The sequence below is a fragment of the Streptomyces sp. NPDC003697 genome (assembly GCF_053587115.1).
On sequence record NZ_JBSFNN010000001.1, the window covers coordinates 52,701 to 75,971 of the forward strand.

A 23,271-nucleotide genomic window follows, 5' to 3' on the forward strand; every position below is an offset into this window, starting at 1 on the left:
CGGCTCAGCCCGCCGCGTCCACCAGGGCCAGCTCGTGCAGGCGCTCCGGCGGGCCGGGGCGGGCGTAGTACCAGCCCTGCGCCGTGTCGCAGCCCAGTATGCGCAGCTGTTCGGCCTGGGCGCCGGTCTCCACGCCCTCGACGGTCACCGCCAGGTCGAGGCTGTGGGCGAGGGAGACGATCCCCTCGACGATCTTGAGGTCGACCGGGTCGGCCGGGAACTGCTGCATGCCCTGGGTGAAGGACCGGTCCAGCTTCAGGACGCTGACCGGCAGGCGCCGCAGGTTGGCCAGGTTGGAGTAGCCGGTGCCGAAGTCGTCGAGGGCGATGTCGACGCCCATCTCGGCCAGCCGGCGCAGCGGCTTGAGCAGGTCGTCGTCGGCGCCGATCAGCGCCGACTCGGTGACCTCCAGGCACAGCGCGTCCGGCGCGACGCCCGCCCGCTCCAGGATGTCGACGGTGTCCTGGACCAGGCCGGGGTGGGTGAGCTGGCACGGGGAGACGTTGACGTTGATGCGCAGCGGGGCGCCGCCGCGGTCGCCGAACCGTTCCCGCCACTCGTGGGCCTGCCGCACCGACTGCTCCATCACCCAGCGGCCCAGCGGGACGATCAGTCCCGTGTGCTCGGCGAGCGGGATGAACCGGTCGGGCCCGAGCACGCCGTGCTGCGGGTGCAGCCAGCGCACCAGCGCCTCCGCGCCCCGCACGCTGCCGTCGCCGAGGTGCACCAGCGGCTGGTACTCGATGAAGAACTCGCCCCGGTCCAGGGCCGTCGGCAGTGCCGTGGTCAGGCCGTGCCGGGTGATGGCGCGGGCGTCGGCCTCCGGGTCGGCCAGTTCGAAGCGGTTGCCGCCGGCCGACTTGGCCCGGTACATGGTGATGTCGGCGCTGCGCAGCACCTCCGCGGCGCTGCGCTCCCCCACCGGTCCCTCGACGACGCCGATGCTGCCGCGCACGCTCAGCTGCCGGCCCTCGACGCTGACGGGCGAGGCCAGCGCGTTCAGGATGCGGGTGGCGAGGTCGTCGACCTCGCGCCGGGTGTCCGGGCCGGTGGTAAGAGCGACGAACTCGTCGCCGCCGAGCCGGGCCACCATCTCCCCGGCGGCGGTCGCACACGACTGCAGGCGGTCGGCGACCTCGACGAGGAGCCGGTCCCCGGCGGCGTGGCCGAGACTGTCGTTGATGGTCTTGAAGCCGTCGAGGTCGAGGTAGCACAGGCCGAAGCGCCGGCCCTCCCCCGCGTTCAGCGCCTTCTCCAGACGCTCGAAGAACAGGGTGCGGTTGGGCAGTCCGGTCAGCGCGTCGTGCGTGGCCTCGTAGCGCAGCCGGAGGTTGAGCAGCCGCCGCTCGGTGGTGTCCTCGACGAGGGCGAGCTGGTACTGCGGGGCGCCGTCGGCGTCACGCAGCAGGGAGACGGTGAGGTTGGTCCACAGGACCGTTCCGTCGGGCCGGTAGTAGGCCTTCTCCACGTGGTAGTGCTCGCGCTCGCCGCGCACGAGCTCCTCGTACAGCCGCCAGACCTGCGGCGCGTCGTCGGGGTGGGTCCACTCCCGCACGTTGCGGCCGCGCACGTTGTGCTCGGAGCCGCCGAACATGCGCAGCAACGCCCCGTTGACCTGCAGGACGTTGCCTTCCAGGTCGGCGATCCCGATGCCTATCGCGGCGCCTTCGAACACCGCGCGGAAGCGGGCCTCGCTCGCGTGCAGCGCCTGTGCCACCACGCCCTGGGCGCGCAGCGCGGCCTGGGCGATCGACTCCTGTTCGGCGAGGGTGCGCTCGCGCAGTGCCCGCGCGAACCCGGCGGCCATGGCGTGCTGGAGCCGTGCCGAGCGGGCGCGCAGGTCCTCCTGGGAGCGGCCCTCGCCGCAGTAGAGGACGAGGTAGGCGTCGACGCAGTCCAGGGACCGGCTGAGCGCGTCGGGGGCGGTGCAGTGCGCGTCGACGAGCCCGGCGCCGACCGCCTCGCCCTCCCCGGCCTCGAAGGCCCGGGCGCGCAGCGCGTCGCTCAGCCGCCGGGCCAGCGGCAGCAGCCGTTCCTCGAGCTCGACGCGGGTCAGCGAGGTGGAGGTCACCGGGAACACCGCCCGGCTCCAGATGGTCGCGAACCGGCGCAGTCTGTCCTCCGGTCCGTCCGGTTCCGCGGTCACGCGGTACGCCCCACGCCGGCGAAACCGGAGAACGCGTAGGGATCCTCGTCCTCCGGTGCCGTCTCCGGCCGCCAGTGCGGCATCGGCACCAGTCCGGGCTCCACCATGTCGTACCCCTCGAAGAACCGCGCGATTTCCTCGCGCGAGCGCATGATCAGCGGATTGCGGATGTCCCTGTACACGTCGACCGTGCCCTCGCTCCGCTCGGGCGGCAGCGGGATCCCCTCGTACGAGGCGTGCGTGAGCACGAGCAGGCTGCCGGGCGCGAGCGCGTCACGCAACTCGGCCACCGCAGCGTACGGGTCGTCCTCGTCCTCCACGAAGTGAAGTATGGCAACGAGAAGCAGCGCCACTGGCCGATTCAGGTCGATCAGCCGCTGCACCTGGGGGCTCGTCAGGATCTCCTGCGGCTTGCGCAGATCGGCCGCGACGACGTCCGCGCCGTCGTTGCCCGCCAGCACCGCCTGGCTGTGCGCGACCGCCACCGGGTCGTGGTCGACGTAGACGACCCGCGCACCCGGACTCGTCCGCTGGGCCGTCTCGTGGACGGGGCCGAACGTCGGGATGCCGGAACCTATGTCCAGGAACTGGGTGACGCCCTCACCGGCGGCGTAGCGCACGGCGCGGCGCATGAACGCCCGGTTCGCCTGCATGACCTTGGGCAGGCCCGGCATGAAGTCCATGGCCCGGCGGGCCGCTTCCCGGTCCACCTCGAAGTTGTGCGAACCGCCCAGGTAGTAGTCGTAGATGCGAGCGACGCTCGGCACCGAGATGTCGATGCTCCGTGGGGCCCAGGCGGGACGCTCCATCTCTCTCTCCAAGGCGTAGGCGATCCGGTGTTCGAGCAGAGGCTACTGATCGCCCGCCAAAGGGGGTAGCCGAACCGGAAATTGACCATCCGTTCCCGGTCATCACCTGCGGCGCAGAGCGGCCGGCGGCCCGCCGCGGGCGGACCGCGGAAGGACGACGGCACGGCGAACCGCCCCCTCCGTGCGGTGCGGAGGGGGCGGTCCGGTCCGTGCGCGCCGGGTTTCTCGTCCTGCAGGCCCTGCCTGTGGCGACTGTCCCTGCTGTGTCCCGGCACGAGTCGGGGGGGTGGTGATCGACCCTGGGGAGGCGATCCCTACTTCGCCGGCGCGCCGACCGGCTTGCCGTCGGGGGACACGGCGTACCAGGTGCCGCCGACGCCCTGACCGTTGATGTCCCCGGCGGCCTTGTCCCCGGAGAAGGTGTAGATCGGCCAGCAGTCGACGGTCATCTGCTTGACGCCGTCCGGCCGGGTGAAGCTCATCAGGCCCTTCTTCACGACGCCCTTGGTGTCCTCCGCCTTCACCGGAGCCACCGCCGGCCACTTCTCCAGGCAGGCGCCCGTGCAGGCCGACACCGACTTCGGCCACGCCTTGTCCTTCAGGAAGCGGTAGACCGTCATGCCGTTCTTGTCGACGACGATGTCGCCGAGCTCGGTGCTCTTCTTCACCGACAGGCCGGGCAGGCTCGCCAGCGAGGCCTTCTTGCCGTCGGGGGCGAGGGCGTACCACTTGCCGCCGACGCCCTGGCCGGTGGTGTCACCGGCCTTGGTGTCCTTCGCGTAGCGGTACGCCGGCCAGCCGTTGACCGTCAGCTGCTTGGTGCCGTCGGAGCGGGTGACCTCGCCGAGCAGCGCCTTGTCGATCGCCGCCCCGGCGGTGGCGTCGTCCGCGGGCACCGGCGGCCAGGCCTTGGCGCAGTCGCCGTCGCAGTTGGACTTGGCGGGCTCGGCCGTGTCCTGGTCGAAGCGGTACAGCGTCATCCCCGCGCCGTCCGTCAGCACCTTGCCCAGTTCCGCGTTGGCGGCAACCCCCAGGCGGCCCGCGGACTTCGAGCCGCCGGCGGCCTGCCCGTCGGCTCCGTAGCCGTTGCCGGCGCCCGTCCCGGTCCCGACGCCGGCACTGCCGAGGCCTGAGTTGCCGTAGCCGCCGGCCGCGGCGGTCGCACCCACGTTCTGGCTGCCCGCCGCCTGGCTGCCGTTGTCCTGACCGCACGCCGTCGTCAATGCCAGCACGGCCGCGGCCGCCGCCACGAGTGAGGCGCTCCGCCAGGAGGTCTTCATCGTCAACTCCCCATGATCCCAAGGGTGTCGCAGCGCCCTGCTGCGCCGCCGCACGACACTGGGTACGCACGGGGACGCTGGTTGTGTTCAAGCGCGGCGGGACTTTCTTTCCGGAACCTGTGGGAGGGCCGTCGACGCGCACATGTGTGCGTGGTCCCGGGGGGCCACCGTCCGGCCGGTCAAACCGGCGGGCGCCACACGCCCCACCTTCGGGGCAAACGCCGGGCATCCCGGCACGCCCGGCCGGGTCCGGGGCTCATGATCTTCGTCGTGCATCGACCCGAACCGAACCGATTCGGCCTGGCGGCGAGGCTGTTGGCGCCGCTGACGCTGGTGTGGACCTGCGTGGGCGCGCCGGCCGGACCGGCCGCGGCCGACGCCTGCGCGTACGCCTCCACCGGCCCGGACGGCACGGTGGCGGTGGCGGTGGCCGGCGGCGGCTTGCGGCCGTTCCCCGAGTTCGCCGCCGCTTCCACCGGCCCGGACGGCACGGTGGCGGTGGCCGGCAGCGGCTTGCGGCCGTTCCCCGAGCTCACCGCGCGCGGGATGCCCCTGCCACCGCCCTGTCCCGGCCCCACACCGCCTCCACCGCCTCCGCCCACCCCGACCCCCACCACGCCACCGCCGCCACCCCCGCCATCCCCGCCTCCGCCGCCGGAACCCCCTCCCCGGCTCGCACCACCACCCACGCCGACGCCGGAGCCCAGGCAGAAGCCCCCACCGCCGCCGCGGCCGGCTCCGCCGCCGCCTCCGCCCCGGCCGGCCGTCGCGCCTGCGCCGCCTGCGCCGGCCCCGGCCCGGCCGTCCAGTGCGCCCCGTCCGAGTCCCCCGGCCTCACAGGTGGCCTATCCGCGGTACCACCCGCGGCCGCACGGCCGGCCGCCGCACCACGGTCCGTCGCCCCTCACCTACGTCCTGCTCGTGGCGATCCCGGCCCTCGCGGCGGTCGCCGCGCTCCGTCCGCGCTGATTCCTGGAGGCACCCGTTGTCGGAATGGCTTGTTCTCACGCTCGCGATGCTGGCCGCGTGTGCCGTAGTGGTCGTCGTCACGCTGGTACGGCACCGCACGGCGGCAGAGGACGAGGACCCGAGTGAGACCCCGGACGTCATCGAGTACATGACGATGTGGATCGGCGTCGTGTACGCCATTGTGCTGGGCCTGGCCATCGCGGGGGTCTGGGAGGCACGCGTCGCCGCCCAGGACCACGTCCAGGCGGAGGCGCAGGCGCTGCACGAGATCTCCGAGCGGGTCCGGGTCTACCCGGCCGACGTCCGTGACCGCATCCGCTCCGACGTCAACACCTATGTCGGACACGTCGTGACCACCGAGTGGAAAGCGATGGCCGAGGAAGGGCGGGTCACCGCGCGGGGCGGCCAACTGCTCGACCGGGTCCGCGCGGACGTGACGGACTACCGGCCGGCCTCGGACTTCGAGGCACAGGCCTACCAACCGCTCGTGGACCAGGTGACCGCGGCGGACCAGGCCCGCGCCGCACGCGCCGACTCGACGGGGGCGACCATGCCGGGCGTGGTGTGGTTCGGCCTGGTGGCGGGGGCCGTGGTCACCATCGGCATGGTGTTCGCGCTGCAGATCAGGCGCACGGCACGGGAACTGATCCTCGCCGGGCTGTTCTCCGCGCTGATCGCCTTCCTGCTCTTCCTGATCTGGGACTTCGACGCCCCCTACAGCCGGGGGGTGTCCGCGTCGGCCGACGCCTTCCTGAGCTTCTTCCCGCACGTGACGGGGTGACGGGCTGACGGGCGAGCCCCGCGCCGGTGGGCCGCGTCCGGTCCGGCGTCACCGCCGGCGCCTCCCGGACGCCCGTCCGCGGGATGTCGCGCCGGGGTGCTCCGGGCGTGTGAACGTCTCCCCCGTCCGGCCGACGCCGTTGCGCCGTTCGCCCCGGTGCGATCGCGCCGGAGTGCGCCTCTTCCTAGCGTTCCGAACGTCGAGGTGCACATCCGGCGCGAGCGGAACAGGTCCGCAGCGGCTCCTCGGGGACCCGGAGGACACATCATGCGGGTGATCCGCGGTGCCGCGGCCGCGCTGCTGGGCGTCGGCGCCCTCGCCCTGTGCGCCCCTGCCGTCATCGCTAACGACGACGGACCCTCGTACGGCCCCTCGCTCGGCCCGCACGGCCCCTCCGACGGGCCCCACGGCCACGGCCTCCGCCACCCCGGCGGCGCCGGAAGCCGCTCGGGGGGCGGTGGCGACGCGGGCGGAGCCGACGGCCATGCGGGCGGTTTCGGGGACGGCCCAGGCAGCGGCTCCGACCGCAGCGGAGGCGGTCACCGGGGCGGAAGCGGCGCCGGTGGCCACAGTGGCGGCGGCACGGCGCAGGACGGGGGTGAGGGCCGTCCGTGGACGGAGGACGGCGACAGCCACGGGGGTGGGAACCGTTCGCCGGACGGCTCCGGCGAAGACCGCTCGGCGCAGGACGGTGACGGCAGCCACCGCGCCACGGGCGGAGGCGCAGACGGCGGCGAAGGCGGCACGAACGAAAGCAGAAGCGGCGGCGCAGACGGAAGCGGCGGCAGCCGCTCGGCGCAGGACGGTGACGGCAGCCACCGCGCCACGGGCGGAGGCGCAGACGGCGGCGAAGGCGGCACGGACGGAGACCGAAGCGGCGGCGCAGACGGAAGCGGCGAGAGCCCTTCGGCGGAGGGCGGTGGCGGCAGCCGTTCGCCCGACGGTGGTGACGGCGGTCTGCACCGGGGGACGTTCGGCTTCGGCGTCCTGCCGTCCAGCGTCGCGCCCGGCGGGCAGGTCACCCTGCGGGTCGAGCGCGGCCGCGACGGCTGCCGGGGGGCGGCGACGGTGTCCTCGGGCGTCTTCGACACCGTTCCCGTTCCGCCGGGCCGGGCATCGGAGTCGGCGCGGGTCGACCCGGACGCCAGGCCGGGTGCCGTCTACCAGGTCACGTTCGTCTGCGACGGCGGCACCCGCTCGGCCGATCTGAGGATCGTCGGCGGCACCGGCAAGGACGGCGGCGGGCCCGGGCCCTCCCGGCACGACGTCCAAGCCGGTGAGGGCGGCACCCTCGCCGGCTTCGACCTCGGGGAGGTCGGCATGGGCACCGCGCTCGTCGGGGGGTCGCTCGGTGCTGCGTACTACCTCGCACGCCGCCGTGGCGACACGGACGGCGTCTGAGCAGCCCGGCCCGTTGGGACGGCACGCCCGGCATGGCGCCGGCGGACGGCACCGCGGGTCACCGGCGTCAGGACGGCACCGGCGCCGCACGGCCCCGCGACGGCCGTCCGGCCCGGACCGCACGGCACCGCAGCGCACCGCACCGCACCGCGCAACCGGTCCACCCGTTCGCATCCGCCCCGTCGCCGGTCCCCCGCGCCCGGTCTAGCGTTCCGGTATGCGTCGCGGAGGACGGGTGCCGGCGGGCCGGGAAGGGATGGCGCATGTCTGTGAGCGAGCTGTCCGCAACCACCGAGGAGGGTCGGGAGCCGCCCGGGAAGCGGGTCTCGTGGGGTGTGACAGCGCTGGTTCTGATCAGCGGAATAGCGCTCGTCAGGAGTGGTTCGGGAGGGTTCGGCGCGGGACCGCCGCAGCCCGTCACGGCGGTCGCCCCGGACAGCGGCCGTTCACCGGGCGCCACGGCCGCCGCCGCGCGTCCGCTGCCGTACGCGGTGCCCGACCGGGTCAGGATCCCCGCCATCCACGTCGACGCGCCCGTCACGCCGGTGGGTCTGGACGCCAACGGCTGGATCAGTGCGCCCCCGCCGGAGGATCCCCGTCTGGCGGGCTGGTTCACCGGCGCGGTCTCCCCCGGTGAGAAGGGGACGGCCGTCGTCGTCGGACACGTCGACAACGCTGCGGGGCCCGCCGTGTTCTACGGACTCGGGGCGCTGGGGAAGGGCCGTCACGTCGAGATCGCGCGCCGGGACGGGAAGACGGCCGTGTTCGAGGTCTACGGCGTCGAGGTGGTCCCCAAGGACGGCTTCCCCGGCGACCGCGTCTACGGCTCCAGGGGGACTCCGGAGCTGAGGGTCATCACCTGCGGCGGCGATTTCTCCGAGGGGACCGGGTACGACGGGAACGTCGTCGTCTTCGCCCGTCTCGTGGGGGTCTGCTGAGCGCTCCGCGGATCCGTCACAGGTAAGCGCGGCGCGGCACGGTGAGGTGGTAGCCGTCGTCCAGCAGCCGCGGAAGGTAGGTCCGCAGCGCACGGACGGTCTGCGAGCGGTCCCCGCCGGCGTCGTGGGAGAGCACGATCACCCCGGGCGCCGCGCCGCTCTGGACGTTGTCGACGACGGTGCGGGTGCCGGGTCTGGTCCAGTCGAGGCTGTCGACGGTCCAGGCCAGCGGCTCCATGCCGAGCTCGGCGCCGAACTGGAAGACCGCCCGGTTCCAGGCGCCGTAGGGGGCGCGGAACCACAGCGGCCGCTCGCCGCAGGTCTTCTCGATGAGCTCGCTGGTGCGTTCGATCTCGGAGCGGATCCGTGCCCGGCCGAGCCGGGTGAGCAGCGGGTGGGACCAGGTGTGGTTGCCGACGACGTGTCCCTCGTCGGCCATCCGAGCCAGCAGCTTCCGGTTCCAGTCGGCCATCTCGCCGCACACGAAGAACGTCGCGCGGACGTCGTACCTCGCGAGGGTCTCCAGGATCTGTGGGGTGTAGTGGGGGTCGGGGCCGTCGTCGAAGGTCAGGAGCATGCTGCGGCCGCGTCCGGACACGCGCATGACCGGTTCGTGCCGGACGCGGGCCGGTCCGGGCAGGGACTCGCCCGGGCCGGCACCGGCCAGCGGCCGGAGGCGGTAGGCGGACGGCCGGGGGACGCCGCGCGCCGGGGGGCCCGCGGCCGGGGCGGCCGGCCGGGCGGGAGAGCCGAAACCAGACAGCAGGGCCCCGGCCGTACCGGCCGCCCCGAGGGCGGCGGCCGCGGCCAGCAATGCCCGGCGCCGCGTTAGCATCTGATCCTCTTTCATGATTAATCACTCGCCCGATGGGCCGTCACGGCACCGGTGCGGCGACGGGAAGTACCCGCCCGGCCCAGCGATCACGGCCGCGCGGCGCCGGACCCGGCGGCCGGCCGTGTCCCCCGCGGGCGGGCCGCGCGTCCCCGCGGAGCGGGACGTTCCGCGGGCTCCGATAGCCTCACCGCCGTGACGGAACAGCAGCACTCGCACCGGTTCGAGCGGGGCACGGACGGCCCGAAGGTGATCGTCGTCGGGGTGGACGGCTCCGAGTCCTCGATGCGGGCCGCCGCCTACGCCGCGGGTCTGGCCCGCCGGCAGCGGGCGCTGCTCGCCGTGGTCTACGTGCAGCCGGTGATGACGGCCGGGGCGGCGCTCGGCGCGCCGGTGTCCGGGACGACCGACGAGATCGCCGAGGAACTCGTCCAGCACATCCGCGAGTCGGCCCGGCGGCTGAAGGGGATATTCGAGGTCCGGTGGGAGTTCCACACGTTCCGCGGCGACCCCTACAACGGCCTCGTGCGGGCGGCCGACGAGCTGAAGGCGGACGCCGTGGTGGTGGGTGCCTCCGAGCAGGCCGGGCACCGCATCATCGGCTCGGTCGCGGTCCGTCTGGTGAAGGCCGGGCGGTGGCCGGTGACGGTGGTGCCCTGAGCCGTCGCACCGGTCCGGCCGCGGCGGAGGGGTGGTGCGTGCCGTCTTCCGTACGCGGGCATGATCCGACCGTCAGCCGTTTGCCGTCCGCGAAGAGGTGAGGCGCATGGCCGGGCTCCGGATGGGTGAAGGCGTTCTCCGCCGCAAACCCATCGAACACATCGAGGAGACGGAAGTCGGCGAGGGCCCCCGGCTCGAACGGTCGCTCGGACTGTGGCAGCTGACGGCCATCGGCGTGGGCGGCATCATCGGCGCGGGCATCTTCACCCTGGCCGGGACGGTCGCCAACGGCACCGCCGGTCCCGCGGTGGTCGTCTCCTTCCTCGTCGCCGGTCTCGCCAGCGCGGCGGCGGCCCTGTCGTACGCCGAGTTCGCGGGCCTGATCCCCAAGGCCGGCTCGGCCTACACCTACGGCTACGCGGTGCTCGGCGAGTTCGCCGGCTGGTTCATCGGCTGGGACCTCCTGCTGGAGTACACCGCGATCGTGGCGGTGGTCGCGATCGGCATCTCGGGCTACTTCGGCTTCCTCGTCGACGCGCTGGGCGCCGACCTGCCGCCGTGGATGCTGGGGGCGCCGGGAACCGGCAGCGGGCACCGGGTGGACCTGTTCGCGGCCGTGCTGTGCCTGCTCATCGCGTGGCTGCTGAACCTCGGCATCCGCAGCGCGGCCCGCTTCGAGACGTTCGGGGTCGCCCTGAAGGTCCTGGTCGTGCTGCTGGTGATCGGCGTCGGCGTCTTCCACATCACCACGGCCAACTACCACCCCTTCTTCCCGTACGGCATCGGCGGGGTGTTCACCGGGGCGGCGACGGTGTTCTTCGCGGTCTTCGGCTACGACGCCATGTCGACGGCGGCGGAGGAGTCGAAGGACGCACAGCGGCACATGCCGAAGGCGATCATCTACTCCCTGGTGATCTCGATGGTGCTGTACGTCGCGGCCTGCCTGGTGCTGACGGGCATGCAGAACTACAAGGACATCGACAAGGAGAGCGGCTTCTCGACCGCGTTCGAGTCGGTGGGCCTGAGCGGGCTGGCGGACGTCGTCGCGGTCGGCGCCATCATCGGCATCCTCACCGTGATGTTCACGTTCATGCTCGGCGTGACCCGGGTGTGGTTCGCCATGTCCCGGGACGGGCTGCTGCCCCGGTGGTTCGCCAAGACGCACCCCACGCGGCACGTGCCGACGCGCGTGACGTGGATCGTCGGGGCGGCGTCGGCCGCCATCGCCGGGTTCCTGCCGATCGCCGAGGCGGCCGAACTGACCAACATCGGCATCCTGCTGGCATTCGTGGTGGTGTGCACCGCGGTGATCGTGCTGCGCTACCGGCAGCCGGACCTGCCACGCACCTTCCGCACGCCGTGGATGCCCTTCGTGCCCGCGCTGGGTGCCGTCTTCTCCATCTGGCTGATCACGTTCCTGCAGTGGCAGACCTGGGTGCGCTTCGCTGTGTGGTTCCTCGTCGGGTGCGTGATCTACTTCGGCTACTCGTACAAGCGGTCGGCGCTGGCGCGGCGTTAGGCCTGCCCGGCGGCAGTCCTGCCCGGCGGCAGTCCTGCCCGGCGGGCCGGCGACGCCGCCCCCGGTCACCGGCCCGCCGTCAGACCGTCCTTCGCCGCGCCCCGGCTGAGGACGACCGCGCGGATCCGGTCACGTACGCCCGCGAGGCCGGCGCCCCGGGTGAGGGCCTCCTGCACGTCCACCACGCGGCCGGCGCCGGGGTCGAACACCAGCGGGACGAACTCCGCCCTGGTGACCTCCCAGCGGCCGCCGGGCCGCGCGGGCGGTGCGAACGTGAACCGGGCCAGCGTGCTCTGGTTGCCGCGCGGGTCCGGGGTGCCCCGGCCGTCGGTGAGCTGCCCGGCGATCTGGTCGCCCATGCCGTAGACCACCCACGTGCCGTTGACCTTCTCGTAGGCCTGGGGGACGTGCACGTGCGTGCCGAGGAGGAGGTCGACATCGGGACGGCCGTCCGTGCGGGAGGCGGTCAGCCGCCGGGCCAGGGCCAGCTGCTGCTGGTCGGGGGCCTCCTGCCGGTCCGTGCCCCAGTGCAGCGACACCACCACCACGTCGGCGCCGGCCCGCCGGGCGGCCCGGGCGTCGGCGACGATCCGCGCCTCGTCGATCAGGTCGACGGCCCACGGCTGTCCCGGCGGAAGGGGCCGGTTCGAGCCGTAGCCGTAGGACAGGTGGGCCAGCCGCGCCCGTCCGGCGCGCAGGAGTGTGACGCGGCCTGCCTCGGCCTCGGTGCGCGCCGATCCGGCGTGCCGCACGCCCGCGCGGTCGAGGGCGTCCAGGGTGCGCCGGATGCCCGCGGCACCGTCGTCCAGGGTGTGCTCGGACGCGGTGGAGCAGCCGTCGTAGCCGGTCGCGGCGAGGGCGCGTGCCACCTCGGGCGGGGACTTGTAGAGGGGGGCTCCGCTGTAGGCGCCCTGCGCGCCGTACGCGGTCTCCATGTGGCACAGGGCCACGTCGGCACGGGAGACGAGCGGCCTGACCCCTGCGAGCATCGGCCCGAAGTCGTGGCCCGCGCCCGCCGGTCCCGTCGCGCTCCTCGCGTCGTGGGAGGCCCGCTCGAGGACCGAGTCGTCCGGGATCACGTCGCCGGTGGCGACGAGGGTGAAGCCGCGGCCCGCCGACGGCCCCAGGTGCCCGGCGGAGTCGTCGTGCGCCCGGTTGTGGGCCTGGCAGGCGGCGGCCGCGGCGAGGAGGGCCGTCACGAGCAGGGCCGCCTGCCGTCTGCGTGCGATCATCAGTTCACCTCACTGCGGTCGTAGGACAGACACATGGGTACGAAATCGCGGCCCTCCGCAAACGGAATGGGCATCCGGGTTAACCCGTACGGGTGCGGTGACCCGGCGGAGGGGACCGTTCGTCGTACCGTTCGCCGACGCGATCGACCGTCCGCCGCACAGCCGTGCGCACGCCCTGTCCCCGCCGACCGCCCTGCGCTGCCATACGGCCATGACGGCCACAGCCTCCCCCGCCCGCGGGACGACGACCGCCGAGGACGAGCTCGCCGCGCTGCAGCGCGAGCACGGCCGGCCGCTGTTCGCACTGCTGCTGCGGCTGTGCGACGGCGACCGACAGCGCGCCGAGGACCTCGTGCAGGAGACGCTGCTGCGCGCCTGGCAGCACCCCGAGGCGTTGCGCGCCGACGCCTTCGACTCGGTCCGGCCGTGGCTACTGACCGTGGCCCGCCGGCTCGCCATCGACGCGCGCCGGGCCCGGCAGGCCCGGCCTCCGGAGGTCGGGGACGCCGTGCTCGAGAACGCGCGGGTGATCGCCGACCACGCCGAGCGGGCCGCCGCGACGCTGGACGTGCGCGAGGCTGTGAAGACACTCACCCCCGAGCACCGTGAGGTCCTGGTGCTGGTGTACTTCCAGGGGGCGAGCGTGGCGGAAGCGGCCGAGGCCCTCGGCATCCCGCCCGGTACCGTGAAGTCCCGCGCGTACTACGCGCTGCGCGCCCTGCGCCGGGTGCTTCCGGGATACACGGCCGACCTGCGGTGAAACCGGCCCTCGGGTCAAGCCTCCGTAAAGCCCCTTGCCGAGGACCGGGGTTGAGTAATCGGCTGTCCTCATCCGTGTTCCGGACGGGGCCCTGCTCCCCAGGGCCCGGGAGTCGGGCGACGCGCGCGCACCGGAGGAGAGGCAGGAAGGGATGCTGCACAGAGGGCAAGAGAGCACGGAGGGCACCGGTGACGGTGAACCGGCCGTCCCCATGGCGTGGTTCTACGCCGAGTACATCGCCGACGAGCTGCTGCGCACCGGCGATCTGATGCCGCCGACGTCCTTCGAGTTCCGCGCGGGGCGGGACGCCCTGGCGCTGACGATCTTCCTGTCGGACACCGGGGGCGAGCTGCCCGGCATCCGGGTGGTCTCGCAGCTGGACACCTGGCTGTCACTGACCGCCTACGAACAGCCGTGGCAGGACTGGGTGGCGGAGCGCATGGCCCGTCTCACGGCCGACGCGCGCGCCTGCGGCGAGCCGTCGCCGGACCTGGCGCTGGCCGAGGCGGCCTGGCGCTGGCTGGAGGAGACCGAGCTGCTGGCCCCCGACCTGAACGCGGTCCCCGACGGCGCCGGCCTGGCCGGCGAGGACGAAGGACCGCAGGTCTGGACCCCCGCGTGGCAGCTCGGACTGCCCCTCGGTCACCTCGCCATCCACCTTTTCTAGAACCCGACCAATCCGCGGGCCGGGCCGCTCCGAACATCTTGGCCGCGATTCCCCGGGGCCTTGAGTGATTCGGCCGTCGGCTGCGTACGGGTGGGAGCAAGGAGTAACCCCACCCGCACCCATAGGCACGAGGATTCGGCATGAGGTCCCTGGAAAGGCATCGCGACGTCGGCGCGTACGCGCTCGGCGTGCTGGACGAGGCGGAGGCCTTCCGCTTCGAGGACCACCTCATGGAGTGCCCTCGCTGCGCGGCGCACGTGACCGAATTCGGTCCCACCACACGGCAGTTGCTGCTGTACCGGCGGGCGACGCCGCGCTTCGTGCACCCCATGGCCCACCCCGGTCCGCGGCTGCTGGAACGGCTGGTCGGCGAGGTGGCCCGGCAGCACCGGGCCGGCCGCCGGCGCCTGCTGTGGGCCCTGGCCGCCTGTGTGGTGCTCGCCGTGGGCGGGCCCGCGATCGCGGTCACCGCCGGACACGGGGACGGACCGGTCCGGGTGGCGGCCACCGACGCGACGACCGGGGTGTGGGCGCAGGTCAGGGCCGAGGACGCGGACTGGGGCAGCTCGGTGGAGGTCCAGGTGAGGGACGGGGCCGGGCCCCGCCCGTGCCGGCTCGTCGCCGTCGGCCGGGACGGCTCGGAGCAGACGGTGACCAGCTGGACCGTGCCCTCGCACGACACCCGGCCGAACACGATGGCAGGCGGTGCGGCGATGCACCCCGACCAGATCGCCCGCTTCGAGGTCCGCACCGAGGACGGGCACTCCCTGGTGACGCTCACCTCCCCCTGAGGGCTGTCGTCCCGTGATCCGCGGTGGGTCGGCGCGCGGCATCGGGCGCGGTGCATCGCAGGGCGGAGAGTCGCCCTCATACGGGGCGTATCAGGGCGATCCGGCAACGCGGCGAGGTGCCGTGGCTGTCGTCGTGCGCCCGCCGGGGATCACGGGACGGCCCTTGGCCCCTTCCGGCGACGACGCGACTTCGACGACAGGGCCCGGCGGGGGCGGTCACTTCAGCAGCCGGGACATCCTGCGGTCCGCCAGCGGCCGGCCGCCCGTCTGGCAGGTGGGGCAGTACTGCAGCGAGGAGTCGCTGAAGGAGACCTCGCGGATGGTGTCACCGCAGACCGGGCAGGGCTCGCCGGTGCGGCCGTGCACCCGCAGGCCGCTCCTCTTCTCCGACTTCAGCCGTCCGGCGGCCAGGCCGCGCGAGCGGTCGACCGCCTCCGTGAGGGTGGTCCGCAGCGCCTCGTGCAGCCGGCGGGTCTCCTCCGGCGTCAGGGACGCGGCCAGCTTGAACGGGGACATCCGCGCCGCGTGCAGGATCTCGTCGCTGTAGGCGTTGCCCACACCGGCGATCAGGCTCTGGTCGCGCAGCGCGCCCTTGATCCGGCGCCGCTCCCCCGCGAGCAGGCCCGCCAGGCGCGCCTCGTCGAAGCCGTCGGCGAGCGGATCGGGACCGAGGCCGGCCACGCCCGGCACCTCTCGCGGGTCCCGGACGACGTACACCGCGAGCCGCTTCTGGGTGCCCGCCTCGGTGAGGTCGAAGCCGGCGCCGGTCTCCAGGGCGACGCGCAGGGCGAGGGGGTTCCTGCCGCCGGGCCGGGGCGGGCCGTCCGGCAGCCGGTCCTTCCACCGCAGCCAGCCCGCGCGGGCCAGGTGCGTCACGAGGTGCAGGCCGCCGTCCGTGCCGATGTCCAGGAACTTGCCGTGCCGGGCCACCGCGGTGACCTTGTGCCCCTCCAGGGCGGTCACGGGCGGGTCGTACGTCTTCAGGACGCTGATGGCGACGGGCAGCACGCGGACCACCTCGTGGCCGGCCAGGTGCTCGGCCAGGAAGTCCTTCAGCGCTTCGACCTCGGGCAGCTCCGGCATACGTCCAGAGTGCCACCCGGCGCCGCCGGCGCCACGGAAGCCGGGCGCGCACGGAGCCGGTGCACGCGGCGTACGGCGGGCCCGGCGTGTGCACCGTGGGGCGAGACCGGCGTGCTCAGTCCCGGTCCGGCACCGTGAACTCGCACCACAGGCACTTGCCGCCGCCCCGGGCCTCCACGCCCCACACGTCGGTGAGCCGGTCGACGAGGAGCAGTCCCCGGCCGGAGACACCGGCCTCCCCCGGCTCCCGGCGGCGCGGCAGGACGCTGGAGGAGTCCTCGACCTCGATCCGCAGCCGCCGTTCGCGGTGGATGCCGGTGAGGACCCGCAGGGTGACGGTCGCGGCGCCCTCGGTGTGCATCAGGGCGTTGGTGATCAGCTCGTCGGCGACGAGCTCGATCTCCTCGGAGCGCTCCCGGGCGCCCCAGGCGCGGACGGCCGTGCGGATGGTGTGCCGGGCCTCGGCCAGGGCCTGCGGGTCACCGGGTGCGACGTGCTGCTGGAGCCGGCCGACGGGCCGCCGTTCGGCCAGGCCGCGCCGGCGCAGGAGCAGCAGTGCCACGTCGTCGTCGCCCTCGCGCTCCTCGGCCACGTCGATGAGCCGGTCGGCGAGGTCGTGGACGTCCTCCGGGGCGCCGGCGACGAGCGAGACGAGCTCGCGTATGCCGTCGTCCAGGTCGGCGCCGGGCTGTTCGACGAGGCCGTCGGTGCACAGCACCAGCGTGTTTCCGGAGTCCAGTTCCAGCGTGGAGACCGGATACTCCAGGCTGCCGAACTCCGCGGACAGGCCGAGGGGCAGACCGCCCTCGACGGCGATCCGGCGGCAGGTGCCGTCGGTGCCGCGCACCAGCGGGTCGATGTGGCCGGCCCGCACCACCTGCACCACACCGGTGGACAGGTCGGCCTCCGCGTACAGGCAGGTCGCGAAGCGGTCGGTGTCGAGCTCGTGGAGGAAGACCGAGGCCCGGGCCATCACGGTGGCGGGTGTGTGGCCCTCGGCGGCGTAGGCGCGCAGCACGATGCGCAGCTGGCCCATCACGGCCGCGGCGTGCGTGTCGTGGCCCTGCACGTCGCCGATGACGGCACCGACACGGCCTCCCGGCAGCGGTATCAGGTCGTACCAGTCGCCGCCGATGTCGCGGCCGGGGACGCCGCCCGCCCGGCCGGCGCGATAGCGGACGGCGACGTCGGCGCCGGGCACGCTCGGGATGGTGCGCGGCAGCATGGCCTGCTGAAGGCCCTGGGCGAGGTCCTTCTCCTGCTCGTACAGCATGGCCCGCTGCAGGCCCTGCGCGATGCTGCTGCCGAGGGCGACGAGGACGTTGCGCTCCTGGGGGGAGAAGCCGCGCCGGTCGTCGTAGAGCAGGCCCAAGGCACCGATCGGGCGGGCCTGGGCGATCAGCGGCAGATAGGCGGCCGAGGTGATGCCCAGGCCGGTGATGTGCGGCCACAGCACGGGGAAGCGCTCGGCGAAGTCCTCCGGGGACTCGATGAAGCAGGGACTGAGCGTCCGCACCGCCACGCTCATCGGATACGGCTCCTCGATCCCGGTCAGCTCGGTGCCGGGCACGGAGCTGCCCGCGGGCCCCTCGGCGATGATGCGGATGCGGCCGGCCTCGACCAGGCCGAGGACCAGGCTCTTGGCGCCGAGCAGGGTCAGCCCCTGGGCCTCCGTGACGACGTCGACGACGTCCTGCACGGTGCGGGCGTGGGCGAGGGCGGCGGTGGCGACCTCCACGACGCCGGTCTGGTCGCGCCGGACGCCCGGCGCGGCCTCGTGCCCGCGGGCCGCGCCCTCCATGAGTTCCTGGGTGGCGTCCCGGATGATTCCGATGATCCGGCGGGGCCGGCCCGTCTCGTCGCGCCGGATGTAGCCCTGGGTGTGGGCCCAGCGCAGGGTGCCGTCGCGGCGCCGGAGGCGGAAGTAGGCGCCGTAGTTCTCCCGGCCGTTCTTGATGGCCTGCGCGATCAGGGTGTCGAGGCGGTGGCTCTCGGCGCGCGGCATCCGGACGGACAACGCTTCGGGGCGGCCGTCGAACTCGCCGGGGCACAGGTCGAAGATCTCCCGCGCCTGGGCGTCCATGGCGATCAGACCGGTGTCCAGGTCCCAGTCGAAGCTGCCCATGCGGTTGAGCGCCAGGATCGGGTCCGGGTGGGCGGGCCAGTCCTCCGGGAGTGACAGGGCGCTCGCTCCCCGTTCGGTCATGGAGCCACCTTGCCAGGGTTTGCCGGAATCTTCGAGTGGTGGCCGGAAGCGGGTCGTGGGGCACGGATCGCGGCGGGTGAGGGCCCGCCGGCCGCCTCAGCGGCGGGGGCGGCGGGTGAGGGTGACGCCGGCGGCGAAGGCGGTGCGCTCGCGGACGTCGAGGACGGTGGGGTCGAGGGCGCCGTCGAAGAGCGGGATGCCGGCGCCGGCCCCCACCGGGTGGTTCCTGATCACCGGTTGGTCGTGATCAACTGGCTGATCGTCGAGCAGCTCACCCTGCCGGAAGTCTTCACGGAGGCGGAACGCGAGCAACTGGTGACGGCCGCGGTCGAGCGCATCGTGGCGGCGGAGCAGGCGCCGCCCGCCCGGCCGTCGGCGGGCAGCCGGGCGCGGGGGCCGCTCGGCGCGCGGCCCGGAGTCCCGGGGGCCGCCGACCTCGTGCGACGCGGCGCGGGCCCGAAGACCGGTCGCGCGACGGGGTAGGGGTGACGTCGGGACGGGCACTCGGGCCCCACCGGACGAGGCGGGCGGGCCGGCCGGGGCCGGTCGGGAAAGGAGCGCACGGCCGTGGAGTGGTTCACCGCACCCGACTACTGGCTGACCCGGCTGGTGTTCCAGCGGGCCCTGGCGGCGGTGTACCTCGTCGCGTTCCTGACGGCGGCCCTGCAGTTCCGGGCGCTGCTGGGCGAGCGCGGCATGCTGCCCGTACCCCGTTTCGTGGCGCGGGTGCCGTTCAGGCGGGCGCCGAGCCTGTTCCACCTGCACTACTCGGACCGGTTCTTCGCCCTCTGCGCGTGGACCGGGTGTGCCGTGTCGGCGGCCCTGCTGGCGGGGCTGGACTCCTGGCTGCCGCTGTGGGGCGCCATGCTGCTGTGGCTCCTGCCGTGGGCCCTGTACCTGTCGATCGTGAACGTCGGCCAGACCTGGTACGCCTTCGGCTGGGAGTCGCTGCTGCTGGAGACCGGCTTCCTCGCCGTCCTCCTCGGCAACGACGAGGTGGCCCCGCCCGTCCTCGTGCTGTTCCTGCTGCGCTGGGTCCTGTTCCGCGTCGAGTTCGGCGCGGGTCTGATCAAGCTGCGCGGTGACCCCTGCTGGCGGCAGCTGACCTGCCTGTACTACCACTACGAGACCCAGCCGATGCCCGGCCCGCTGAGCTGGTTCTTCCACCGGCTGCCGCGGCCGCTGCACCGCGTGGAGGTCGCCGCCAACCACGTGACGCAGCTCGTCGTGCCGGTGCTGCTGTTCACGCCCCAGCCCGTCGCCACGGCCGCCGCCGCGCTGATGATCCTCACCCAGCTCTGGCTGGTGCTCTCCGGCAACTTCGCCTGGCTGAACTGGATCACCATCGTGCTGGCGCTGTCGGCGGTCCGGTTCCCGGCGCGGCCGCCCTCCGTGGCCGGCCCCCCGCTGTGGTACGAGGTGGTGGTGCTCGCGGTCGCCGCCCTCGTGCTGTTCCTCAGCTACCGCCCCGCGCTGAACCTGGTCTCCCGCCGGCAGGTCATGAACCGCTCCTTCGACCCGCTGCACCTGGTGAACACCTACGGCGCGTTCGGCAGCATCAGCCGCGTCCGCTACGAGGTGGTGATCGAGGGAACGCTCGACGAGGTGCCCCGCGAGGACTCGGACTGGCGGGAGTACGAGTTCAGGGGCAAGCCCGGGGACCCACGGCGCCTGCCGCGCCAGTTCGCGCCCTACCACCTGCGGCTGGACTGGATGATGTGGTTCGCCGCCCTGTCCCCGGCGTACGCGGGCGCCTGGTTCGGCGCCCTGGTGGAGCGGCTGCTGGAGAACGACCGGGACACCCTCGGGCTGCTGCGCCGCTCCCCCTTCCCACCCGGTGAACCGCCGCGCCACATCCGCGCCCGCCTCTTCCGGTACCGCTTCACCACCTGGCAGGAGCTGCGCGCGACGGGCGCCTGGTGGGACCGGACCTACGTGCGGGAGTACCTGCCGCCGACCCGGCTGTCGGCGGTGGCCGAACGGGGCTGAGCCCGCGTTCACGGCGGCGTGGGCCGTCCGCCGTCCGGGCTCAGCCGCGCCGCAGCCGCAGTGTCACCAGTTCGAACGGGCGCAGCCGGAGCGCGATCCGGCCGCCGTCCCTCTCGGGTGCCGTCACGTCGGGCAGCGGCCGCTCCAGCAGGTCCGTGACCAGGACGTCCGCGACCTCGAAGCCCGCCGTCAGGGTGGCGCGGGCGCGTCCCCCGTGGGCCTCGTGGAGACGGACCACGACGTCTCCGCCGCCGTCGTCGGCCAGCTTCACCGCCGTCACGACGACCGCGTCGTCGTCGACCGTCACCAGCGGGGCGACCTCGGCGGCGCCGGTCCTCCGCCGCTCCGGGACGTTGACGCGCCAGCCCTCGCGCACGGCGGACCCGATGTCCGCCCCGGGCACCAGCGCGTGCCGGAAGCGGTGCACGCCCTGGTCGGTCCCGGGGTCGGGGAAGCGCGGGGCACGCAGCAGGGAGACGCGGACGGTCGTGGTCGTGCCCCGGTCGCCGTCGGTGCGGACCGAGCGGGTCACGTCGTGCCCGTAGGTGGAGTCGTTGACAATCGCGACGCCCCAGCCGGGTTCGGCGACGTGCACGAAGCGGTGGTTGCACGCCTCGAACCGGGCCGCGTCCCAGGAGGTGTTGGTGTGCGTGGGCCGGTGGTGGTGCCCGAACTGGGTCTCCGAGGCGTACCGTTCGGCGTGCACGTCGAGCGGGAAGGCGAGCTTCAGGAACGCCTCCGTCTCGTGCCAGTCGACCTCCGTGTCCACCACCAGGCGCCGCTCCCCCGGTGGCAGCGTCAGCACCTGGGTGGCCCGGGAGGCGCCGAAGGACCGGACGATCCGCACGGACACGCCGTCGTCGCCGGCCGTGACCGAGTCGGCGCCGGTGAGGTCGGTGACCGTGTTGCGGTAGAAGGCGTCCACGTCCCACGCGTCCCACTTGTTCGGCAGGTCGGGGTGGAGCTGCAGGAGGTTCGCCGCGCCGCCGGGGGCGATCGCCTCGCGGTCGCGGGCGAGGTCGTACGCGGACACCACGAGGCCCTGCCCGTCCACCTCGATCCGCAGCAGCCCGTTGTCCAGGACGAAGCCGCCGCCCTCGCGGGGCGCGAGCGCCGTCGCACCCCCGGCCGACCCGGTCGCCGCGCCGCCCGCCGGCACTCCGGCCCGGGCGTGCGGCGCCGCGTTGAACACCAGGGGGACGGTGCCCTCACCGGCCAGAGCCCGCTGGGCGGCGACGACGATCGCGTCCAGCTCGGCGGCGATCCGCTCGTAGACCTCCCTTGCCTCGCGGTGCACCCAGGCGATGGATGAGCCGGGCAGGATGTCGTGGAACTGGTGGAGCAGCACCGTCTTCCAGATCCGGTCCAACGTCTCGTACGGGTAGCGGAAGCCGGTGCGGACGGCGGCGGTCGCCGCCCACAGTTCCGCCTCCCGCAGCAGGTGCTCGCTGCGCCGGTTGCCGCGCTTGGTCCCGGCCTGGCTGGTGAGCGTGCCGCGGTGGAGTTCCAGGTACAGCTCGCCCACCCAGACCGGCGGCTCGGGGTACTCGGCCTCGGCCTTGGCGAAGAAGGCGGCGGGTGTCTCCCACGCCACCCGCGCCGAGCCCTCCAGGTCGCGCAGCCGGGCCGCCTTGGCGACCATCTCGCGTGTCGTGCCGCCACCGCCGTCGCCCCAGCCGGTGGGCGCCAGGGAGTGCCGGGCGACGCCCTTGTCCCGGAAGGTGCGGGCCGCGTGCGCGATCTCGCGGCCGTGCATGGCGCAGTTGTAGGTGTCGACCGGCGGGAAGTGGGTGAACACGCGTGACCCGTCGATGCCCTCCCACAGGAACGTGTGGTGCGGGAACCTGTTCGTCTGCGACCAGGACATCTTCTGCGTCAGCAGCCGCGTGGAGCCCGCCGCCCGGATGATCTGCGGCAGCCCCGGGGCGAACCCGAAGGTGTCGGGCAGCCATGCCTCGTCGTTCTCGATGCCGAACTCGTCGAGGAAGAACCGCTTGCCGTGCACGAACTGCCGGGCCATGGCCTCGGAGCCGGGCATGTTGGTGTCCGACTCCACCCACATGCCGCCGGCCGGCACGAACCGCCCGCCCGCCACGGCCTTCTTCACCCGCGCCCACACCTCGGGACGGTGCTCCTTCAGCCAGGCCCACTGCTGGGCCTGCGACATGGCGAAGACGAAGTCCGGGTCGTCATCGAGCAGCGCGGTCATGCTCGCCGCCGTCCGGGCCACCTTGCGCACGGTCTCGCGCAGCGGCCACAGCCACGCCGAGTCGATGTGCGCGTGCCCGACGGCGCTGACGCGGTGGGCGGAGGCGGAGGCGGGCGCGGCGAGCACACCGGCCAGGCACGCCCGGGCGCGGGCCGCCGTCCCGCCCACGTTCCGCAGGTCGACCGCGTCCAGCGCCCGCTCCACCGCCCGCAGGATCTCCCAGCGGCGTCCCGACTCGGCCGGGAGCTCGGCCATCAGCTCGCCGAGCACCTCCAGGTCGATCACCAGCTGCCACACGGTCTCGTCGAAGACGGCGAGGTCCGTGCGGGCGAGCGTGTACTGGGGCTCGCTGCCCGCGGTCGCCAGGTCGCCGAGGTGGGTGGGCGTGAACGGGCGGCCGCCGAGGACGACGGGGTTGGAGGCGGCCTCGATGTGCAGCCGCACCTCCTCGCCGCCCGTGACGGGCGCGCCGATCCGCACCCACTGGTTGAGCGGGTTGAGGCCCTTGACCGGGGTGCCGTCGGGCCGGTGGACGAGGCCCTCGCACTGGAAGCCGGGCATGCCGCCGTCGAAGCCGAGGTCCAGCAGCGCCTCCACGGTCCGCCCGGCCCACGCCTCGGGCACGGTCCCGGTCACCAGGAACCAGCTGGTGCCCCACGGGGCGCCCCACCGGGTGCCGACCGTGATCGGCTCGGTCACGGCCGCGATTCCCTCCGCGACCGGGACGGGGCCGCCGGGCGCGTGCCACACCGCCACGTCCAGCGGCACGGACTCGGGATGGACGGCGGGGCGGATGCGTTCGTCGAGCACGCGCCGGAGGCGGGCCTCGACCAGGCTGCGGTCGTCATGCATGCGGCTGCTCCACAGGTCGTACGTCAGCGGGCGGTTGCCGGGGTGGGGCGACGGTCGCGGGGGCCGACGAGGTGTACTGCTCCCCCGCCACGGGGCGTGCGAACCGTGCCACCGGCTCCCGCGGTGCCGGTCCGGGCCGCCCGGACC

Annotated in this window: 18 protein-coding genes and 1 pseudogene; 10 read left to right on the top strand and 9 right to left on the bottom strand. The window is 73.9% G+C overall.

Going from position 1 to position 23,271, the window contains the following annotated elements; all coding sequences use genetic code 11:
- Nucleotides 1–4: 4 nt before the first annotated feature.
- The 3 genes from ACWDNY_RS00220 to ACWDNY_RS00230 all read right to left on the bottom strand — a co-directional run bounded on the left by ACWDNY_RS00220 (nt 5) and on the right by ACWDNY_RS00230 (nt 4,235).
- Complete coding sequence (locus ACWDNY_RS00220; protein WP_451643415.1) at nt 5–2,146, bottom strand: putative bifunctional diguanylate cyclase/phosphodiesterase; 2,142 nt, start codon at nt 2,144–2,146, stop codon at nt 5–7.
- On the bottom strand, nt 2,143–2,955 hold the full coding sequence (locus tag ACWDNY_RS00225) for an SAM-dependent methyltransferase (RefSeq protein WP_451643416.1): 813 nt from the start codon (nt 2,953–2,955) through the stop codon (nt 2,143–2,145). The genes ACWDNY_RS00220 and ACWDNY_RS00225 overlap by 4 nt, the downstream gene beginning before the upstream one ends.
- 314 nt (nt 2,956–3,269) lie before the next feature.
- Entirely contained in the window at nt 3,270–4,235 is a 966-nt protein-coding gene (locus ACWDNY_RS00230; RefSeq protein WP_451643528.1) for an SCO0930 family lipoprotein, read from the bottom strand.
- Nucleotides 4,236–5,220: 985 nt separating this feature from the next.
- Between ACWDNY_RS00230 and ACWDNY_RS00235 the strand changes: the two genes are divergently transcribed.
- From ACWDNY_RS00235 to ACWDNY_RS00245, 3 genes are all read left to right on the top strand, one after another.
- Nucleotides 5,221–5,985 carry a bestrophin-like domain gene (locus ACWDNY_RS00235; RefSeq protein ID WP_451643417.1) on the top strand — a complete coding sequence of 255 codons (765 nt, stop codon included), beginning with the start codon at nt 5,221–5,223 and terminating at the stop codon, nt 5,983–5,985.
- Between the two features lie 267 nt (nt 5,986–6,252).
- On the top strand, nt 6,253–7,386 hold the full coding sequence (locus ACWDNY_RS00240; protein WP_451643418.1) for a hypothetical protein: 1,134 nt from the start codon (nt 6,253–6,255) through the stop codon (nt 7,384–7,386).
- Between the two features lie 263 nt (nt 7,387–7,649).
- On the top strand, nt 7,650–8,324 hold the full coding sequence (locus tag ACWDNY_RS00245) for a class F sortase (protein ID WP_451643419.1): 675 nt from the start codon (nt 7,650–7,652) through the stop codon (nt 8,322–8,324).
- A gap of 16 nt (nt 8,325–8,340) precedes the next feature.
- On the opposite strand, the gene ACWDNY_RS00250 is transcribed toward ACWDNY_RS00245, so the two are convergent.
- Complete coding sequence (locus ACWDNY_RS00250) at nt 8,341–9,174, bottom strand: polysaccharide deacetylase family protein (RefSeq protein ID WP_451643420.1); 834 nt, start codon at nt 9,172–9,174, stop codon at nt 8,341–8,343.
- Nucleotides 9,175–9,351: 177 nt separating this feature from the next.
- On the opposite strand from ACWDNY_RS00250, the gene ACWDNY_RS00255 reads away from it, so the two are divergent.
- Entirely contained in the window at nt 9,352–9,816 is a 465-nt protein-coding gene (locus ACWDNY_RS00255) for a universal stress protein (protein WP_451643421.1), read from the top strand.
- A 106-nt stretch (nt 9,817–9,922) separates the two neighbouring features.
- On the top strand, nt 9,923–11,335 hold the full coding sequence (locus tag ACWDNY_RS00260; RefSeq protein WP_451643422.1) for an amino acid permease: 1,413 nt from the start codon (nt 9,923–9,925) through the stop codon (nt 11,333–11,335).
- Nucleotides 11,336–11,400: 65 nt separating this feature from the next.
- Here the strand turns inward: ACWDNY_RS00260 and ACWDNY_RS00265 are convergent, their stop codons facing one another.
- The gene (locus ACWDNY_RS00265; RefSeq protein WP_451643423.1) at nt 11,401–12,567 is read right to left on the bottom strand and encodes a CapA family protein; all 1,167 of its coding nucleotides are present in this window, start codon (nt 12,565–12,567) and stop codon (nt 11,401–11,403) included.
- A gap of 211 nt (nt 12,568–12,778) precedes the next feature.
- Here ACWDNY_RS00265 and ACWDNY_RS00270 point away from each other — a divergent pair, with 211 nt between their 5' ends.
- The 3 genes from ACWDNY_RS00270 to ACWDNY_RS00280 all read left to right on the top strand — a co-directional run bounded on the left by ACWDNY_RS00270 (nt 12,779) and on the right by ACWDNY_RS00280 (nt 14,785).
- Nucleotides 12,779–13,327, top strand: coding sequence for a sigma-70 family RNA polymerase sigma factor (locus ACWDNY_RS00270; protein WP_451643424.1), 549 nt, complete (start codon nt 12,779–12,781; stop codon nt 13,325–13,327).
- A gap of 151 nt (nt 13,328–13,478) precedes the next feature.
- Entirely contained in the window at nt 13,479–13,994 is a 516-nt protein-coding gene (locus ACWDNY_RS00275) for a hypothetical protein (protein ID WP_451643425.1), read from the top strand.
- Between the two features lie 140 nt (nt 13,995–14,134).
- Nucleotides 14,135–14,785, top strand: coding sequence for a zf-HC2 domain-containing protein (locus tag ACWDNY_RS00280; RefSeq protein WP_451643426.1), 651 nt, complete (start codon nt 14,135–14,137; stop codon nt 14,783–14,785).
- Between the two features lie 216 nt (nt 14,786–15,001).
- Here ACWDNY_RS00280 and ACWDNY_RS00285 read toward each other — a convergent pair whose 3' ends face one another.
- The 3 genes from ACWDNY_RS00285 to ACWDNY_RS00295 all read right to left on the bottom strand — a co-directional run bounded on the left by ACWDNY_RS00285 (nt 15,002) and on the right by ACWDNY_RS00295 (nt 18,308).
- Nucleotides 15,002–15,868: an Fpg/Nei family DNA glycosylase gene (locus tag ACWDNY_RS00285; protein WP_451643427.1), complete on the bottom strand. Its 867-nt coding sequence runs from the start codon at nt 15,866–15,868 to the stop codon at nt 15,002–15,004.
- A gap of 115 nt (nt 15,869–15,983) precedes the next feature.
- A complete protein-coding gene (locus ACWDNY_RS00290; RefSeq protein ID WP_451643428.1) occupies nt 15,984–18,074 on the bottom strand; it encodes a SpoIIE family protein phosphatase in 2,091 nt (696 codons plus the stop codon).
- 96 nt (nt 18,075–18,170) lie between these two features.
- Nucleotides 18,171–18,308 (bottom strand): hypothetical protein, encoded by a 138-nt coding sequence (locus ACWDNY_RS00295; protein ID WP_451643429.1) that lies wholly within the window; start codon nt 18,306–18,308, stop codon nt 18,171–18,173.
- A gap of 3 nt (nt 18,309–18,311) precedes the next feature.
- On the opposite strand from ACWDNY_RS00295, the pseudogene ACWDNY_RS00300 reads away from it, so the two are divergent.
- Together ACWDNY_RS00300 and ACWDNY_RS00305 are read left to right on the top strand one after the other, a co-directional pair.
- A pseudogene (locus ACWDNY_RS00300) lies at nt 18,312–18,425 on the top strand (TetR/AcrR family transcriptional regulator); the annotation flags it as partial.
- 216 nt (nt 18,426–18,641) lie between these two features.
- Nucleotides 18,642–20,063 (top strand): lipase maturation factor family protein, encoded by a 1,422-nt coding sequence (locus tag ACWDNY_RS00305; RefSeq protein WP_451643430.1) that lies wholly within the window; start codon nt 18,642–18,644, stop codon nt 20,061–20,063.
- A gap of 40 nt (nt 20,064–20,103) precedes the next feature.
- On the opposite strand, the gene ACWDNY_RS00310 is transcribed toward ACWDNY_RS00305, so the two are convergent.
- Nucleotides 20,104–23,124: an alpha-mannosidase gene (locus tag ACWDNY_RS00310; protein WP_451643431.1), complete on the bottom strand. Its 3,021-nt coding sequence runs from the start codon at nt 23,122–23,124 to the stop codon at nt 20,104–20,106.
- Between the last annotated feature and the right edge of the window lie 147 nt (nt 23,125–23,271).

What these genes read in the sequence shown, in the direction of transcription:
- ACWDNY_RS00250 (WP_451643420.1), bottom strand. Translation starts at nt 9,174, where the DNA reads ATGAAAGAGGATCAGATGCTAACGCGGCGCCGGGCATTGCTGGCCGCG.
- ACWDNY_RS00230 (WP_451643528.1), bottom strand. Translation starts at nt 4,235, where the DNA reads ATGAAGACCTCCTGGCGGAGCGCCTCACTCGTGGCGGCGGCCGCGGCC.
- ACWDNY_RS00240 (WP_451643418.1), top strand. Translation starts at nt 6,253, where the DNA reads ATGCGGGTGATCCGCGGTGCCGCGGCCGCGCTGCTGGGCGTCGGCGCC.
- ACWDNY_RS00290 (WP_451643428.1), bottom strand. Translation starts at nt 18,074, where the DNA reads ATGACCGAACGGGGAGCGAGCGCCCTGTCACTCCCGGAGGACTGGCCC.
- ACWDNY_RS00225 (WP_451643416.1), bottom strand. Translation starts at nt 2,955, where the DNA reads ATGGAGCGTCCCGCCTGGGCCCCACGGAGCATCGACATCTCGGTGCCG.
- ACWDNY_RS00275 (WP_451643425.1), top strand. Translation starts at nt 13,479, where the DNA reads ATGCTGCACAGAGGGCAAGAGAGCACGGAGGGCACCGGTGACGGTGAA.
- ACWDNY_RS00265 (WP_451643423.1), bottom strand. Translation starts at nt 12,567, where the DNA reads ATGATCGCACGCAGACGGCAGGCGGCCCTGCTCGTGACGGCCCTCCTC.
- ACWDNY_RS00285 (WP_451643427.1), bottom strand. Translation starts at nt 15,868, where the DNA reads ATGCCGGAGCTGCCCGAGGTCGAAGCGCTGAAGGACTTCCTGGCCGAG.
- ACWDNY_RS00280 (WP_451643426.1), top strand. Translation starts at nt 14,135, where the DNA reads ATGAGGTCCCTGGAAAGGCATCGCGACGTCGGCGCGTACGCGCTCGGC.
- ACWDNY_RS00310 (WP_451643431.1), bottom strand. Translation starts at nt 23,124, where the DNA reads ATGCATGACGACCGCAGCCTGGTCGAGGCCCGCCTCCGGCGCGTGCTC.
- ACWDNY_RS00245 (WP_451643419.1), top strand. Translation starts at nt 7,650, where the DNA reads ATGTCTGTGAGCGAGCTGTCCGCAACCACCGAGGAGGGTCGGGAGCCG.
- ACWDNY_RS00260 (WP_451643422.1), top strand. Translation starts at nt 9,923, where the DNA reads ATGGCCGGGCTCCGGATGGGTGAAGGCGTTCTCCGCCGCAAACCCATC.
- ACWDNY_RS00270 (WP_451643424.1), top strand. Translation starts at nt 12,779, where the DNA reads ATGACGGCCACAGCCTCCCCCGCCCGCGGGACGACGACCGCCGAGGAC.